Origin of the sequence: Brevibacillus sp. NPDC058079, assembly GCF_042885155.1 — a bacterium.
Taxonomy (GTDB): domain Bacteria; phylum Bacillota; class Bacilli; order Brevibacillales; family Brevibacillaceae; genus Brevibacillus.
On record NZ_JBHVSO010000004.1, the window covers coordinates 554,934 to 570,669 of the forward strand.

At 47.5% G+C, this 15,736-nt stretch carries 14 protein-coding genes and 1 riboswitch; of the genes, 5 read left to right on the forward strand and 9 right to left on the reverse strand.

Annotated features, from left to right (window positions below):
- Positions 1-80: 80 nt before the first annotated feature.
- A complete protein-coding gene (locus ACFVS2_RS15875) occupies positions 81-1,103 on the reverse strand; it encodes a sugar ABC transporter substrate-binding protein (RefSeq protein WP_390235411.1) in 1,023 nt (340 codons plus the stop codon).
- 519 nt (positions 1,104-1,622) lie between these two features.
- Positions 1,623-1,742, reverse strand: a riboswitch (SAM riboswitch).
- 202 nt (positions 1,743-1,944) lie between these two features.
- On the opposite strand from ACFVS2_RS15875, the gene ACFVS2_RS15880 reads away from it, so the two are divergent.
- Entirely contained in the window at positions 1,945-3,198 is a 1,254-nt protein-coding gene (locus ACFVS2_RS15880; protein WP_173616820.1) for an ATP-binding protein, read from the forward strand.
- Positions 3,199-3,245: 47 nt separating this feature from the next.
- Here the strand turns inward: ACFVS2_RS15880 and ACFVS2_RS15885 are convergent, their stop codons facing one another.
- The 5 genes from ACFVS2_RS15885 to ACFVS2_RS15905 all read right to left on the reverse strand — a co-directional run bounded on the left by ACFVS2_RS15885 (position 3,246) and on the right by ACFVS2_RS15905 (position 9,021).
- On the reverse strand, positions 3,246-3,965 hold the full coding sequence (locus tag ACFVS2_RS15885) for a DUF421 domain-containing protein (RefSeq protein ID WP_390235413.1): 720 nt from the start codon (positions 3,963-3,965) through the stop codon (positions 3,246-3,248).
- A 90-nt stretch (positions 3,966-4,055) separates the two neighbouring features.
- A complete protein-coding gene (locus ACFVS2_RS15890; protein ID WP_390235415.1) occupies positions 4,056-5,765 on the reverse strand; it encodes a hypothetical protein in 1,710 nt (569 codons plus the stop codon).
- Entirely contained in the window at positions 5,749-6,294 is a 546-nt protein-coding gene (locus ACFVS2_RS15895; protein WP_390235418.1) for an RNA polymerase sigma factor, read from the reverse strand. The genes ACFVS2_RS15890 and ACFVS2_RS15895 overlap by 17 nt, the downstream gene beginning before the upstream one ends.
- 21 nt (positions 6,295-6,315) lie before the next feature.
- A complete protein-coding gene (locus ACFVS2_RS15900) occupies positions 6,316-7,827 on the reverse strand; it encodes a hypothetical protein (protein WP_390235420.1) in 1,512 nt (503 codons plus the stop codon).
- Between the two features lie 450 nt (positions 7,828-8,277).
- Entirely contained in the window at positions 8,278-9,021 is a 744-nt protein-coding gene (locus ACFVS2_RS15905; protein WP_390235423.1) for an IclR family transcriptional regulator, read from the reverse strand.
- A 190-nt stretch (positions 9,022-9,211) separates the two neighbouring features.
- Here ACFVS2_RS15905 and ACFVS2_RS15910 point away from each other — a divergent pair, with 190 nt between their 5' ends.
- The 4 genes from ACFVS2_RS15910 to ACFVS2_RS15925 all read left to right on the forward strand — a co-directional run bounded on the left by ACFVS2_RS15910 (position 9,212) and on the right by ACFVS2_RS15925 (position 12,697).
- Positions 9,212-10,087: a dimethylarginine dimethylaminohydrolase family protein gene (locus tag ACFVS2_RS15910; protein WP_390235426.1), complete on the forward strand. Its 876-nt coding sequence runs from the start codon at positions 9,212-9,214 to the stop codon at positions 10,085-10,087.
- Positions 10,088-10,330: 243 nt separating this feature from the next.
- Positions 10,331-10,585 carry a FeoA family protein gene (locus ACFVS2_RS15915; protein WP_048034840.1) on the forward strand — a complete coding sequence of 85 codons (255 nt, stop codon included), beginning with the start codon at positions 10,331-10,333 and terminating at the stop codon, positions 10,583-10,585.
- Positions 10,582-11,313, forward strand: a complete 732-nt coding sequence (locus ACFVS2_RS15920; RefSeq protein ID WP_390235429.1) for a FeoB small GTPase domain-containing protein — start codon at positions 10,582-10,584, stop codon at positions 11,311-11,313. The genes ACFVS2_RS15915 and ACFVS2_RS15920 overlap by 4 nt, the downstream gene beginning before the upstream one ends.
- Positions 11,291-12,697, forward strand: coding sequence for a nucleoside recognition domain-containing protein (locus tag ACFVS2_RS15925; protein WP_390235432.1), 1,407 nt, complete (start codon positions 11,291-11,293; stop codon positions 12,695-12,697). Before ACFVS2_RS15920 ends, ACFVS2_RS15925 begins: the two co-directional genes overlap by 23 nt.
- 58 nt (positions 12,698-12,755) lie before the next feature.
- On the opposite strand, the gene ACFVS2_RS15930 is transcribed toward ACFVS2_RS15925, so the two are convergent.
- From ACFVS2_RS15930 to ACFVS2_RS15940, 3 genes are all read right to left on the reverse strand, one after another.
- A complete protein-coding gene (locus ACFVS2_RS15930) occupies positions 12,756-14,159 on the reverse strand; it encodes a hypothetical protein (protein WP_390235433.1) in 1,404 nt (467 codons plus the stop codon).
- Complete coding sequence (locus ACFVS2_RS15935) at positions 14,156-14,722, reverse strand: sigma-70 family RNA polymerase sigma factor (protein ID WP_390235492.1); 567 nt, start codon at positions 14,720-14,722, stop codon at positions 14,156-14,158. The genes ACFVS2_RS15930 and ACFVS2_RS15935 overlap by 4 nt, the downstream gene beginning before the upstream one ends.
- A 147-nt stretch (positions 14,723-14,869) precedes the next feature.
- Positions 14,870-15,610, reverse strand: coding sequence for a GNAT family N-acetyltransferase (locus ACFVS2_RS15940; protein ID WP_390235436.1), 741 nt, complete (start codon positions 15,608-15,610; stop codon positions 14,870-14,872).
- Between the last annotated feature and the right edge of the window lie 126 nt (positions 15,611-15,736).

Below are 15,736 nucleotides of genomic sequence, written 5' to 3' on the forward strand. Positions count from 1 at the left end.
CCTGCGTAATCCACCCTCTACCTCTATAAGGAAAAATCCCGTTGACGGATACAGATCAACGGGAAAAGCCAATTTGGTTCTTACTTGCCCCACTCTTGTACGTATTGGGACAGGTCGCCCATCGTTACTTTCTTATCCTTCGGCAGGTCTTCCTGTTTCACCAGCACTGGATTCAGCTTCACGTTGTCTGGCACTTGCTCGCCTTTGATTTTTTGGAACACGGTTTGAGCATGAATGCGTCCGATATTGGATGGATCTACTGCTGCCGTCGCTGTCCACGGAGAGTTTTCCACCTGGATCATTTGCAGATCCTCATCGCTCAAATCGATGGAGTATACTTTGATTTCCGTACGGCCTGCTTGCTGGATGGCACGCGTCGCCCCTTTGGCAAATTCATCCCAAGCCGCCCACACTGCTGTGATGTCGCCTTTGTTTGGATACTTTTTCAAGATCGCTTCCATCTGCGTTTGTGTATCGAGTGCCGTATTGTTGGTTGCAGATCCGAATGCCGCAATCTCTTTTATGTCCGGGTATTTCTTCTGGAAAGCTTCATACGTCACTTGGCGTTTTTCCATAGGAGCAAAGCCAGCTACCCAAATTTTTACGATGTTGCCTTTGCCGTTTGTATCTGCTGCTAGCTTCTCCAAGCTCAGCTCTGCCAACTTGTTGTCATCCTGCGCCACAACTGGCACACCCGGAATGTTGATGTCTGTATCAAACAGGACAACCGGGATTTTTTTATCCACGGCCTTTTGTGTGCCCTGCTGCAACGCTTCTGCCGTACCATGGTCGATCAGAATGCCATCAAACTTTTGGTTCACAGCCGCATCGAGGTTGGACGCCATTTTTGCCAGATCGGTATCTGCGTTGAATACGGTCAACTCGCCGCCGTTTTTCTCCACCTCTGTCTTCACGCCATTGATGTATTGTGCAGAGAATGTCCCAACGTTTTGACGCATGATCAATGCGATTCTCTTTGCCTTCTCTCCCGAAGCACCGCCGTTTGTGCTGCCGGTTCCCGTTGTTGCCCCGCTGCCGCATGCCGTCACAAGAACAGATGCTGCCAAAACAAGTGATGTGATCAGACCGAGTTTCTTTTTCATTGAGATGCTCCCCCTTTTTTCTTTTTAAAACAGATAACAAGATTAAAAATTTTGTTTCCCCTCAAACGGTTGGGGTAGCCTTGGCACATGTCTTCCAGTCGCCTGTATCCTCTCTACGTTCGGGCGGTCTCCTTCCAGACATGTGCCAGGGCTAACGAAAAGCTGGTGTGTAGCAGGAGCCTTTACAACGTTTTGTGAGTGATTCACCGAAGCTTCTTTTGATTTCACTTTAAAAAGGAAACAAAAGCTTCGTAGAAGAAGCGTATTTCCAGTCCAAGCGCCTCTGGAGCCCCACCCAGCGCAGGAAGAAATGGCGGGGAATTTCAGCTTCACTTATGAAATCCTTCCTGAACCTTCTACGTTTGAAGCGCTCCCGCCATTTCTTCCGGAGCGAACAGTCATCACTCACTGAGGGGCGGAGGCCGAAGCGTAGACTGGAAATGCGCTTCTTCCCCACGTTAGCTACGCAAAAAAACCTCTTTCACAGAGAAAGAGGACAAAAATCGACAAGATTCTCGCCTCTTATCTGTCAGGTATTCTACCTGTTGGAGTTAGCACCTTGGCTCGAAAGAACGTAATCTCTCGCGCTAGGTTGCCGGGCTTCATAGGGCCATTCCCTCAGCCTTCTCTTGATAAGAGTAGTTTCTATTTTCAAAACGTTTGTATAAGTATATACAGAATATAATCTGGCAATTACCTATCTGTCAACTAGGTTTACCGAAAGAATTTTCTTGATAAATATTCCAGTTTCTTCTGTAACATCAAGAGGGATTTTGTTGTGTCTTGTCGAATTATCGTAGATTGATACAAGCCTAGCAAATATTTGCGATGGGGATGCTACATGAGTCTATTAAAAGAAGTTATTCTTCAATGGTTTTTCGCCATTATCCCGTTTGTGTTTTTCAACATTTATTACCGTGACAAAATGAGGAACTACAGCCGTTCCTTTCTTGTCATCACCAGCTCAGCCTGCATGTTTCTCGCGATGACCTTCGCCCCGAGTGTCATGAATGGCATGTTTTTTGATATCCGACATGTCATCATTCTTTTCGGACTGGTTTATGGCGGAATCGAGATTGCCTTGCTCCTTCTTATTGAAGCCTTGGTTTATCGGTACTACTTAGGTGGCGAAGGAACATGGGTTGCCATGCTGATCCTTACAGTCAATTTTGTCTTGTCACTCTTTTTGTATCGACACTACAAAGCCAGTTATCGGAAAACACTGTATCTTTTTATGACGAGTGCGATTTTTTCTACGGTTGCTTTAGGGACTACTTATTACTTTTTTCCCACGTATGTAACTCAACACCTCGTTTACTACACCATAGTGATCCCTATTCAAAACTTTTTCGGCCTCTGGTTATTAATGTCGCTTTTCAGCAAATGCGTTTCGGATAAGGAGCTGTTTATCCGCCACGCGCAAAACGAAAAAATCCAGACGATGAGCCATGTTGCTGCATCGCTCGCACACGAGGTTCGCAATCCACTGACAGCTGTCAAAGGCTTCTTGAAATTAATACAGGAATGTCCGGAAAATTTGGCAAAAGTCGATCAATACATTCGCATCAGTCTCGATGAAATTCAACGGACAGAAGCCATTTTGACCGAATACCTTGCGATTTCAAAACCGCTCAAGGAACGGCATGAGATCATTAATGTGAGCGAGCATCTGCATGCCATCCGCGAAGTAATGCTCCCCTTTGCCAATATGCATAACGTGGAGCTTACGCTGCAAGACTTTGAGAGACCTGTGACCGTCAAGGCCAATCCAGACGAGTTCAAGCAAGTGTTGGTGAATTTCATCAAAAATGCCATCGAGGCGTGCTCGGATATTTCGGACGGAAAAGTCTCCCTGGACTTGCACATCGAGCGAAACAAAGCACTGTTGGTCATCAAGGATAACGGTGTCGGCATGGATGCAGGACAGATCAGCCGCCTTGGAACGATTTACTTTTCTACGAAAACAACTGGGACCGGTCTTGGATTGACGTATTCCTATCATGTCATTCATGCGATTGGCGGAACGGTCAATGTATCAAGCAAACCACGAGTAGGAACCAAGTTCACCATTATGCTCCCGTATAAGGCACAGTGACTTCATGCAGGTTTTGCAGAGGGACTGTGCCTTTTTCCATTCGATAGCTAATGATGCAACGGGGGTACTTGTGGTTCTTTTTCGTTTTTTAAGGAGAACTGCAATTCATTTTGGCGATTGATCGTTGCGAGAAAGACTTGTTCGGACGCGATCCCCTTTTTCTTCAATTCGTGCACAAGCCATTGCTCATCGCGGTTCCGGTATGATAGCACATCCGGATATAGCTTGCCTTCCACAATGACAGGCAACGACATTCCCGCAGAAGAAGTCTGGATGTTTAAATCTTGTTTCGTTACGACCTGCTGCTCTACTTTTTTGAGCACAGTCAACCGACCGTTCGCCTCGATAATAGCCAAATCAATCTCTGCCAGGTCAAAAATATCTTTTTCGCGAAGCATATGGAGGACATTATCGAGCGAGTAGCGGATTTTTTTCAAGTTTTTGACGTGAAAAGTTCCGTTGTAGAAAATGACGGTCGGTTCAAATGTAACCATTCTGCCAAACCAACGAAAGACAATCGACAACTGCGATACGACCCGTTGCAAGATGCCCAACGTCAAAACCGCTACTGCAATCGAAATATGCCGGACATCTGGCTCTGCAATGTCAGCCCCTGCCACTGATCCCAAAGTAATAATGATGATAAAGTCAAAGACAGGCAGCTCCCCAATTGAGCGCTTGCCCATGAACAAAGTGACCAACAATAATAAAGGAATAATCGTACATACGCGCCCGATGACGAGCATGCTTTCTCCGAATCCTTCCACGTTTGTCCCTCCCCTCACGCTTTACTATGCAATTTCTGGGAAGGCATTATGCAAAACAAAACACCAGGAGTCTCCCCCTGGTGTGTCTCTTTATTCGTATGGCAGCCATTCTCCCGTAATAGCATCCACATCCCCATTGCTCTTCAGTATCTCTGCCGAATAGACCAAGACTGGTTGCTCTTGAATCCTATTGTTTTCAAGCGGGAATAGATAGCGGGGACTGAGCCGTTTATGTTGGAGATAAACCTGCGCCGCCTCTTCCGCTGAAATCACCTTGGACGCATCTGGGAAGGCCTCCTGCTCATGCGGGAATGTCAACCTTGCCCCGATAATTTCTCCTGTCTGCCCGTCGAACGTGACCTTATAATACTGATCCCGTATCAACACGCCGTTTACTTCCCGGACAAAGTTCAGTTCAACCTGTCTGCCCATCGCATACACTTGCTCCTGCATCCGAACAGTCTTCACCCGTGAATCCAAATACGGCTCCAAAAACAAGATTGCTCTCTCCTGCAATTCTGCGACGGTGAGTGTCGGATCACCTTCTCGCAGCTCAGGATAAGATATCTTGAACGCTGCTGCCCGATTGTTGACCGTAGTCAGCTGCATGAATCGCTCTCCTTTTTTGGCCTGGTATTCCCGTTCGTTGTCTCCCATCATATATTCGGGCACATTACTCCCGGTAAATGTGAAGCCCTCCACCTTCTGACTGAAGAACTCCATGGCAGCCGCAGCCTCTTTTGCCGATGCAACCATTGTCTTCTTGCCTCCTGACTTGACGGCAATACTGTCGCTGAACGACTCCCCGCGCCACAAGGTCGTTTTCACTTCCTTGCCAGTACGAGCGTCGAGATACCCGGAGAAGTTTTCCGTGTAGCGAAGAACGTAGTCCACGTCCTTTTTCCCGACTCTCTGATACGTCAGTTGCATGACTTCTGCTAGTCCGCTCTCCGTTTTCTTCGGAGAAGGCCACTCAGCTATTGGAGGAAACAGCCCAATGTCCAGATTCATTCCCGTTGAATCCCCTGAATTGATATAGCGAATATGCCCGACATCGCTCATGCCGATCACATAGTTATCTCCTTCTACCTGCACGTCATTCACGTAGCGTTGCAATCGGACCGCGTCAAGCGAAACGGTATCTGCTCCCTCTTGCTCATCTACTTGTTCGATCCGATACTGTTCCAGATTTTTGCCCAGGAACGGTTCCATAAATGCCTTCGCCTGTTGCTCTGTTCTCTCCTTGGAAGGCGCTCCTTCGACTTTCTCTTGCTCTGGAATCTTTTCCAGGTCGAATCCGAGTAAGACCCCACTTTTGGTGTCCAGCTTCACTCTGGCATATATCGACACTTCTGTTCGTTCTTTGTTGCTGAACGTGCGAAAATCTATGTCGTACACCTCTCGAGGAGCTTTCGTTACGTAGACCCTCTTTTCCGCTTCCCGAAAAGGAGGATATTTCTCGTACAGCTTTTCCAGCGTTCTAATCGCCGCTTGGCTTAGCTCGCTTTCTGTTATTTCTGTCGATGAGAAGGAGCGGGGAACCAAATGCGCTTGCGATTCAAAACGAGATTGCGTGAATAACTCCGGGGCTACACCCATCATCCATACTACTGCTGCCACCGTTGCAGCGGAAACCGTCCATGTCGCCAGCTTGAGGACGATTCGTTTTGGGCGATTCGTTTTGGTGCGCGCCCGTTGCACCAGCTTTGCTTCCAGCGCTTCGACGAATTCGCTCCTCGGCTCCGCATCCTTTGACCGGGGAAGAGCCGCGAAGAATTGCTCATCATTTGGAGTATTCATTGGCCAACCCTCCTATCCAGTCGACATGCAAAACTTTTTTGAGTTCTTTTGTGGCTCGGTGAAAATCTACGCGGACCTTGGCTTCGCTTGTACCGAGGATTTCTGCCGTTTCCCGAATACTGTAGGCCTTGATGCCACGCATAATCAGTACATTCCGATGATGTGGCTTCATTTTCTGCATCGCCTGCTCAATTTCCAGCTGTTCTTCCTTGGAAGCCAGCTCCGCTTCCGGCCTTCCCAGAAGAGAAGGCAGCCCTTTTAACAAATCCATGCCAAAAAGCGTTTGCACCCGCCTCTTCCGGTAATCATCGATGGCGACATGCTTGGCAATATGCAAAATCCATGTCTTCACACTGGAACGCTCTTCATATCTGGCCAAAGCGTCCAAGACTCGGATAAACACTTCCTGCGTCAAATCCTCCGCATGCTCACGCTTCCCCGTAAAGTAGTAGAGATATTGATAGACATCGCGGTAATGCTCGCGATAGATCGCTTTAATCCGCGCTTCGTAATCGACTGTGTCCTGCACTGGATTTCCTCTCCCTGCTCCCTACTTGATAAATTGACCTGTAACCGCATCAACCTTTCCGTTTCTTTCTTTCGGCTCATAAACAAGGACAGGTGTTGCCTGGTACCGTCCGTTAAGGGAAGGAAACACGTAGCGCAGTGTAATCGGATTAGCTTTCAACAATGCTTGTACGGCTTGCTCGGGCCCTACGACATTTGAGGCATCATCATAGGATAATTTACCAGTAACTACTGGTAAACTGGCGGATACAATGTCTCCCGTATGCATGTCAACTTTTACTGAATAGCCCTGTCCCTCAACCATAATCCCTTGGTGTACAGGGAAAAATAGAAGCGTTTGCTTGCCTACTTCTCTGTTAATCATTTGTGGTACCAGCTCCGTTACCTCTGCATCTACAAACGGTTGCAGAAACGCCACTGCTTTTTCCTCGGCAGCTGCCTCTGTAATCACTTTCTGCTTTGGTGGGTTTTCAAATACATGGAAGTACGTAATCTGATCATTCATTGTCCTCACAGAGAACTTTTTGTTGCCAACCACGGCATCATACTCCTTTTCTCCTTCGAGAACTGGCGCACCTTTGGTCATTTTAAACACAATTCCTTCAGGCAATGGAATAAAAGTGGAGAGTGCGGTGGCTATCTCCTCATTTGTTTTGGCGAAGACCCGCTGGTTTCCAGGCGTTACCGTGATTGGTTTCCCGTACTTATTTTTCGTGGTCCATCCGGACTCTACCTCGGCTCCTGATCGTGCATCCAGATACCCAGAGAAATTCGGGCTGTAGACTGGGCGGAAGCCAGCGCTTATGTCTCTTGCTTTTTGCTCATACATAAGCTGCATCATGCCCTCTAAATGCGTGCCGATATCATCTGGATTCTTGATACCCGACGAAGCAGGGAATTTGCTTGCGTCCATCTGCACCCCTGTCAAAGGTCCTGCGTTTATATAACTCAGCTTGCCTGCGCCATTGATCGCCACTACGTAACCATCGTCTTTTACCGGAATCTGATTCACGACTCGGTCGAAACGCACGTTTGCCAGAGCCTCTACACCCTCGCCATCGACTGTTACCTCTTGTATCTGGTATTGCTTGATTTGGTCACCGATGAAATCTTTCAGGATAATCTGTGCTTTTTCCTTTCCCATTGCTTCCGTAGGGCGTGCAGTCGGTTTCTTCCCGGGAATGTCCAGTGCAGAGAAGGACAGTAGTGTACCGTTGTTTGCATCGATTCTGGCATCCGCATACAGTGATACCTTCGTCCGTTCCTTGTTGCTGAAAATCCGGAATTCGATGTGGTAGACATCTCGCTCCTGATTGTTTCGCTTGATCGTTTTCTCCGCTTTTTTCAATTCCGGGTAGTGTTTGCTCAGCTTGTCTACGGTTTTCTGGGCTGCTTTGCTCAATTGGACTTGCGTCGATTTCGCTGCCGCGGCTTGTACAGTTACTTGGGGTTGCGTTACCCACAATGGGCTTGAGAAGAGCAAAGCAGCAGCTCCTACTGTGATCATCAGCTTTTTGGTTGCGTATGGTTTCATTTTGAATTTCCTCCTGGCTTCCTCTTTTTTACGTTCTTAGCCCAATAGTCGGAAGCAAAAGGGAAATGTTACAAATGAACCAGGAAATAAGTGAAAAAACTCGATTTCCCGGACGTTTGGAAAGATCGAGTTTTTTCTTTATGTCATTTGATGATTAAAAAACCCACGCCCATATGAGATCGATAACCACAAGAGCTGTTACCACCATGAACATTTTCGAGAAGCTAATCTTGTCTTCTTTATCAGTATCTTTTCGATAAGGTGGTTGAAATCCCAATATATTCAAAAATCCATTTATATAGGAAAACAAAATCGTAAATAGCCCTACGAGGATTGATTCCAATAGATTAGCCCCTTTCGTAACTTCTTGTTGCACTCCCTTTATAGAAATGACATTTTTTTCTACGTACTATCTTCACGGTTGGTTTCATCGAAATAAAAAAAGGCCAGTCAAGCCTTTGACAGGCCGCCTAGCCGTTGCGAGGTTTTGTGAGCGACATCCTTTACCCGTTCAATCAAATACTGGAGTCGTTCCTCCTTCAAATCATACGTAACAATTCCAATGCTTAACGCGCCGATTACCTTTTGGGTGTAATCAATCACCGGTGCTGCGACGGACGCCGTATTTTCCGTCCGCTCCGCAAAGCTGACCGCATGACCAGCTGCTCTGATCTCCTGGAGCTTCTCCATAAAAACAGGTATCTGCTCTTCACCCACGAGCTGCACTACGGTTTGTCGTGCTTCTTCCACAGGCATGTGGGCTAGCACGACTTTATTGGCCGCACCGATATGCATCGGAATCCGCAAGCCCAACTGGTCGTAGATGCGGATATTGTGCTGACTGTCTACACGATCGACAACAATGGATTCGAGTCCGCTAGGCTGACTGAAATAAACACTTTCGTTCACTTCTCTGGCAAGCTCCTCGATCATCGGCTTGATTACTTTGCGATAATCGATTCGATCAAGCACGCGCAAACCAAACTCCATCCATTTAATCCCCAACGTATATTGCTTGGTCGCAGCATCCTGCTCTACCAGTCCATGCTTCATCAACGTGTACAACAGTCGATAAATGGTGCTGACCGGGAGCTGGCATTCCTTCGCTAAATCATTGATCGTCCACCATTTTCTATGTTCATCCGACGAAAGTGCCGTTGCAATCGCCATCGCTCGATCAAACGATTGAATCACGGTCATCCCCCCTTTTCTATCTATCTTCTCATATGAAACTATGTTAAACCATTTGCTCTAATTTTGTGAATCGCAAAAAAACTCCAGGGAGGAATCACAGATTGACAGTCAGAAATCAGAATGTGTAAACTAATGGTGAACATTTCGAAATATGAATAATATTCTGCAATGTGGAAAAAGGGAGGCAACTATGTTCCAAGGCAGCCAATCCATGGTCAAAAAGATGAAAACCGTCATCATCAAGCATCCCCATCAAGCATTTATCAGTCAAGAACATCTCGATCAATCGTGGAAAACCTTCAATTATACAGACCGCCCTGACTGGGACCGCGCTCTGCATGAATACGCCAAATTCGAATCAATTTTGCGCGAGCATGTAGAAAACGTCCTGCACTTGCCACAATCTGATAAAACCGGACTGGATTCTATTTACGCCCATGACCCCGTGAAATTTACTTCTAAAGGGGCAATCATCCTCAAATCTGGCAAGGAGCTCCGTCAGGGAGAAGCCGAAGTATACAAAGCCTTTTTAGAAGAAAACAATATCCCGATCTTGGGACAGCTCACAGGCGATGCCTTGTCAGATGGCGGCGATCTCGTCTGGCTGGATGAAAAAACGCTCGCGATCGGCCTTGGCTTCCGCACGAACGAAGCGGCTATCGCTCAAATTACGGAAATGGTCAAGGATTTCACGGATGAAATCATCGTTGTACAGCTTCCTTATGATCGCGGTCCTGCGGAATGTCTGCATCTGATGTCGATTATCAGCATGGTCGATCATGATTTGGCAGTTGTTTACTCCAAGCTGATGCCAGTATTTTTCCGCCAACTGCTCATTGACAGAGGCATTCAGTTAATCGAGGTACCGGATCATGAGTACGATAATCTCGGCAGCAATGTTCTCGCTCTCGCGCCGCGTGTGTGCATGGTCGTGTCCGGCAACCCGATTACGAAGCAACGCCTTCTCGACGCAGGTGCGACTGTGTATGAGTATGAGGGTGAGGAGATTTCTTATAAGGGAACAGGTGGGCCCACTTGCCTGACAAGCCCGGTGGAACGGATCTAGCCGTTAGATACACGCGATAGACCATCAAGACTGAACTGTACCTCCATTGTTAGATACCATGAACGATTGGCGGTGCAGTTTTTCTATGACCAAAAAGTTTCCTTAAGCAAAAACTTTGTTGCCAGGGAAAGAGTCTTATCTTAAACTAAAATCATGAAGATATCGAATACGTGCACTTTTTTTTACGTTCATTTTTGCCCTAAGCCAACAGTTTGTCCTTAATGAAAAAGGAGCGTGAACATCATGCCATCTATCAGCATTCCTTTGTCTGATGCCTTGATTGGTAGCCACATCTGTCTGGATCGTATTGACGTTCAGGGTATACTGCGCAGGCGATTGTTGGATCTCGGATTCGTCCCCGGCAACATCGTGGAAGTCATGCAAAAAAGTCCGCTAGGCGATCCTATTGCCTTTCGGGTAAATAACACGATCATCGCCTTGCGCAAAGAAGAAAGCTCCCTCATATTCGGGGAGTACGTGGGGAGTGAAGAAAAGTGACTTCCTACACGATTGCCTTGGCAGGAAACCCGAATACCGGTAAGAGTACATTATTCAACACATTGACTGGACTTCGCCAACATACGGGAAACTGGGCAGGAAAGACAGTCGTAATGGCTGAGGGAGAATTCTCTCGGGGAAATACGACTTTTCGGATCATCGATTTGCCAGGTACGTATTCCTTGTATTCCAACTCGACGGATGAAGAAGTGGCGAGAGATTACATTATCTTCGAGCAACCTGACGTCACCGTTGTGGTACTGGATGCAACTTCATTGGAACGGAATCTCAATTTGGCCTTGCAGGTGTTGGAAATGACCCCCTACGTCGTCGTATGCGTCAATTTGATCGATGAGGCGAAAAAGCTTGGCATTCGTATTGATCTAGAAAAAATCTCGCAAAGATTAGGTGTTCCCTGTGTCGCCATTTCCGCCAGAAATCATATCGGGATCGAGAATTTGCTCGATCAGGTGGAGAATGTAGCGAACGGAACAATCGTGCCCAGTCCTGTACAGATAACCTACAGTGATCAGATTGAATCCAAGCTGGCACAGTTGGAGCCGCTAATCGAGAAAACCTTGGGTAGCCGTTTTCCGACAAGATGGATCGCTCTGCGGTTGTTAGATGGAGATGAAAGTTTGTTGCGAACCTTGAGAGAGCGCATGCAAGATCCGGCTACAGCTGCAAGAAAGGAGCCTTTGACCCATGGCCGAACCGTTTGCCACTAATCCGTCTGATTCCCTTGAGGCGCTTCTTTCTGCGGCCCGGAGCTCAGTGGAAGGAAGTGCAATTCGAGACACGATTGTGAGTGACATTTATCGCACCAGTCGCAGTATTTGTAAGGAAGCGGTGACATACGAAGACAAACAAAAGCTTTCTAGTGCATATAAGCTGGATAAAATTGTGACGTCCAAAATATGGGGCTACCCCATCATGCTGGCGATTTTAGGTGCGGTATTCTGGATCACGATCGCAGGTGCCAATGTTCCATCCAGAATGCTTGCCGACATGTTCGGTGTTGTCGAGGGTTATCTAACTGCTGGCTTTCAAGCTGTACATGCACCCGATTGGCTGCACGGGATTCTGGTTCTCGGATTCTTTCGCGGTACCTCATGGGTTGTCAGCGTCATGCTGCCTCCGATGGCTATCTTTTTCCCAGTCTTTGCCCTGCTCGAGAACTTCGGATATCTGCCGCGTGTCGCGTTCAACATGGATCGTCTGTTCAAAAACGCCGGCGGACACGGAAAACAGGCATTGACCATGTCGATGGGGTTTGGCTGTAACGCAGCTGCCATCCTTTCCACCCGGATTATCGAATCTCCTCGGGAGCGAATGCTGGCGATTCTGACCAATAATTTCGTCCCTTGTAATGGTCGCTGGCCTACCTTGATCTTATTGGCGTCTCTTTTTATGGCGACCAGCACGACCAGCGGATGGCAATCTCTGATTACTGCTCTTATCGTCATGGGTATGGTACTTTTTGGAATCGTTATCACTCTTACGGTTTCCTGGACGTTATCAAAAACAGCCTTGCGCGGAGTACCGACACACTATACGCTGGAGCTGCCCCCGTACCGTCGTCCGCAGATTTGGAAAACGATCCTGATCGCAAGCAAAGATAAATCGTGGAGCGTGCTGAAAAGGGCCGTCATTGTTGCCGCCCCTGCCGGTATCATCACTTGGGTATTGGGCAATATCTTTGTCGGTGGAGATAGCATCCTCGCCCATATGGCTGCCTTTTTTGATCCGTTTGCACAAATCATTGGTCTCGATGGCTATATTCTCATGGCCTTTATTCTCGGCTTGCCCGCTAATGAAATCGTTCTGCCGATTCTTCTGATGGGGTATATGTCCTCCGGTGCCATGGTTGATGTGGAAGGGATCGACAATATCAAGGATGTCTTCTTGCAACACGGGTGGACTTGGTTGACAGCACTCAATATGATGTTGTTCTCTCTGCTTCATTACCCTTGCGGCACTACCTTGTTCAATATTTACAAGGAAACGAAAAGTGTGAAATGGACGGTGCTTTCCGCACTCATTCCGCTAGCCATTGCGATCGGAGTAACATTCTTGACTGCCCAGGTGGCAAGAGCACTCGGTTGGGTGTAAAAAACAGCAAAAAGCCTTTGCACAATACCAGACCTCCTGGTTCGTGCAAAGGCTTTTTTTAATCCGTAATAGGTATCACGCCTTTAAGGGGAAATCTCTCAAACTCAAGTCCGCTCATCTCCAGCTGATACGTATCCTGTTTGGGTACCTCGAAAGTAAGTGAAACAGTCTCCAGGTTCTCTGCGATAATAAAATCCTTGCTATACTGACCTTCTACACGCAGATTAATCTCCTCTGGTCCTTCGTTCGGGATGACGATGAAAAGCTTGCCTTTGTCGAAATACACCTTTTCGATGTTCAGCTTATTCTTTTTGCCAAATGGAATGCTTTGCGGGTATTTGGCATTCCGATCCAGCATGATGTTTTCTCTAATGGACTTATTCGCAGATACCTCGTCGAATCGAAGCTCGAGTTTTTCCGGCACGTCTTCAAAGAAGAGCGACGGCATAAACTGCATCGTATACTTGTCGCTGCCTTGAACCCTGTTAGCAGTACCATCTCGAACCTGCTCCAGATTCTCATTGATTCGGTCATCCATTGCCGGATATTCCTTTCCATTCCCATCTACCAGCTTCACATTCTCCAAGCGATACAGCTCGAATCCATCCTGCAAAGCAGCTTCCAGCTCCGCTTCCATCACAGTCGGAGAAGCTATGATCTGGTTTACTTTCAGACTCGTCAACAGGCTGTCTGTTTCTAGCACAGCCTCTACTTCTTCATCCGGTTGGATTGCTTTTTCTGCTACAGTGACGGACCTTGGCAGAGGCAGCAACAGCTCGGCTACCACTTCATCAGCTTCTTTCTTGCGCATATCTACAATTTGCACAGGCAGAACGGGCTTCGTCTGATTCATGAACTCCCGCATTTTTTTCTCGTCAATTCGGTAATTCGGTGTGATGATAAGATAATGCACACCATCGATTAATTGAAAATCTTTCGGAGCATGACCTACTTCTATCAGCTCCCCCAAATCTACACGAAGACTTCCATAGAGCATCTCGCTTCTTTTCGATTCGTCTGGAATTCGCGCAATCTCCTCCATTTTTTCACCGGAGATTAACAGCGTAAACGTAATCCGTCTGTGATCGACCATGGCATCCCTGATCTGATAAACAAAACCGTCCTTCTCCACTTTCACCTCAGGCAGAATCGGATAGCCGTTCTTCAAAGCATGCATGAAGCCTTCATCTGGTGTTATCCATTCAAAGGATTCCTGTCCTTTCTCTGCCCCCGTCAGTCCCCACAAACTACCATCAAGCGGCTGAACAATCTGAAAGAAAAAAGTCGCAGCAACTGCCGCTCCGGCTGCCCAAGAGGTTACTTGCCAACGACGGCGACGCTTCTCACTCTGAATTTTCGTAAGTACTTCCTGCTCGAATTTTTCCAAATGAAAGGGATATTTCTCACGAACGGATTGCTTTGCTGATTGGCTCCATTCTTTCCACATGCGATCGTCGCTCATCCTTTTACCTCCTTCGACATGGTCTCCTTCAATTGCTTCCTGGCTCGATGCAAACGCGTACGGACGACCTCCTGCGAAACCGCGAGAATGTCCGCCACTTCCGCAACCGACAGGTCTTCGTAATAATGCAGGAGGATAACCTGCCTGTACTTCGGTGCGAGGGATTGAATGTACGTGACGACCTCTTCCCGTTTCACCCGGTTTAAAATCTCTTCCTCTACCTGATTGTTTGCCTGCCGATCCATCAGGTCGCCCAGATGATCATCCATCGTCGGAAAAATGTTGCGGAAAGACCACGACCGAAAATGCTTTTTGCTTTCATTCATCGCGATCTTGTAGAGCCAATGCTTGATCTGCCCGTCCCCGCGGAACTGCTCGAGATGCCGATATGCTTGGATAAACACGTTTTGGGTAATATCGTCCGCCAACGCATGATTCTTTACCGTGAGACTCACCAGATGAAAAATCTTCTCCCCGTATTGCTGCATCAGCCATTTCAGTTTGGCTTCCCGTGTAACCTCCAGACTGGCTGGCATTGTTTCTGCTTCGTTCAACCCGTTCACCTCATCCGTTGATTGCTTGCTATTAGGTATGATCCGTCTCACGGCAAAAAGGTGACAGAAAATGCAAAAAGAAACCGCTGTGGTTTCCACAACGGCTACTTCGCTGTTTGTTCTTCCTTTTCCAAAAACCAATCCTTTTGGATCGCTCTACAAAACATGCTGCATCCAAATATTCGGCTCGATATATACCACTTCGTCCTTTTCCACGTCAACCTGCACGGGAACTAATGCGTCTGGAATGATGTACGATCCGGACTCCGGAAATTTCATCCCTGTCCAGCTTTCCCAATCCGTCAAGCTTCCTTTGATCAGCATGGATTCCGGCGCCACCTGCATGATCGTCGCTCCCAGTTTCCAATGCGTGCGCACCCACGGATCAAACGGAGCGTCATCGGTCGTTTTCCACTGAACATACTTATCCATGGGCGTGAGCGGGTACTTGTGCTTGAGCGATGGACGTACGGGTGCCACCAAGTGCACCAAGCCATTTTCTTTGGCGATATCCTTCATCGCCGTAACCATCTGCTTGCTGAGACCGTGTCCACGATAGTGGGGATCGATGGAGATGGAGAGTGCCGACATCGCGTTTGGCTGTTTTTCTTGGCGGTAGTCTTCAATCCCTTGCAGAAAGACATCATCCCACCCTTTTGGTAGCCCTTCCGAAGTGCCATCCCAATAAAATGGAATCGCATTTCCTACAGCGATCACCTTGTCAGCCTCGTCCGTCAGCATAAATTGATAAGGAGAGAACCAGTCATACAGATGACCGTAATATTCGTTAGCCACTTCGTCATTCAGCATGAAGGCAGACCAGCTTGCTTCGATTAGTGCATCAGCTTGATCGTTTAAATCCGATCTTTGTGCGAAAGTGTAGATGTTGTATGACATGCTTGGAATCCTCCTACGAACTCAGATGTCTAGCTTCCTGTCTAATCCCTATTCGATTTTCTTCGACATTTTCCTCTTGCGGTGTGTCACACAATCGCTCCCTCTCTCGTTATATGGTCAAACTAA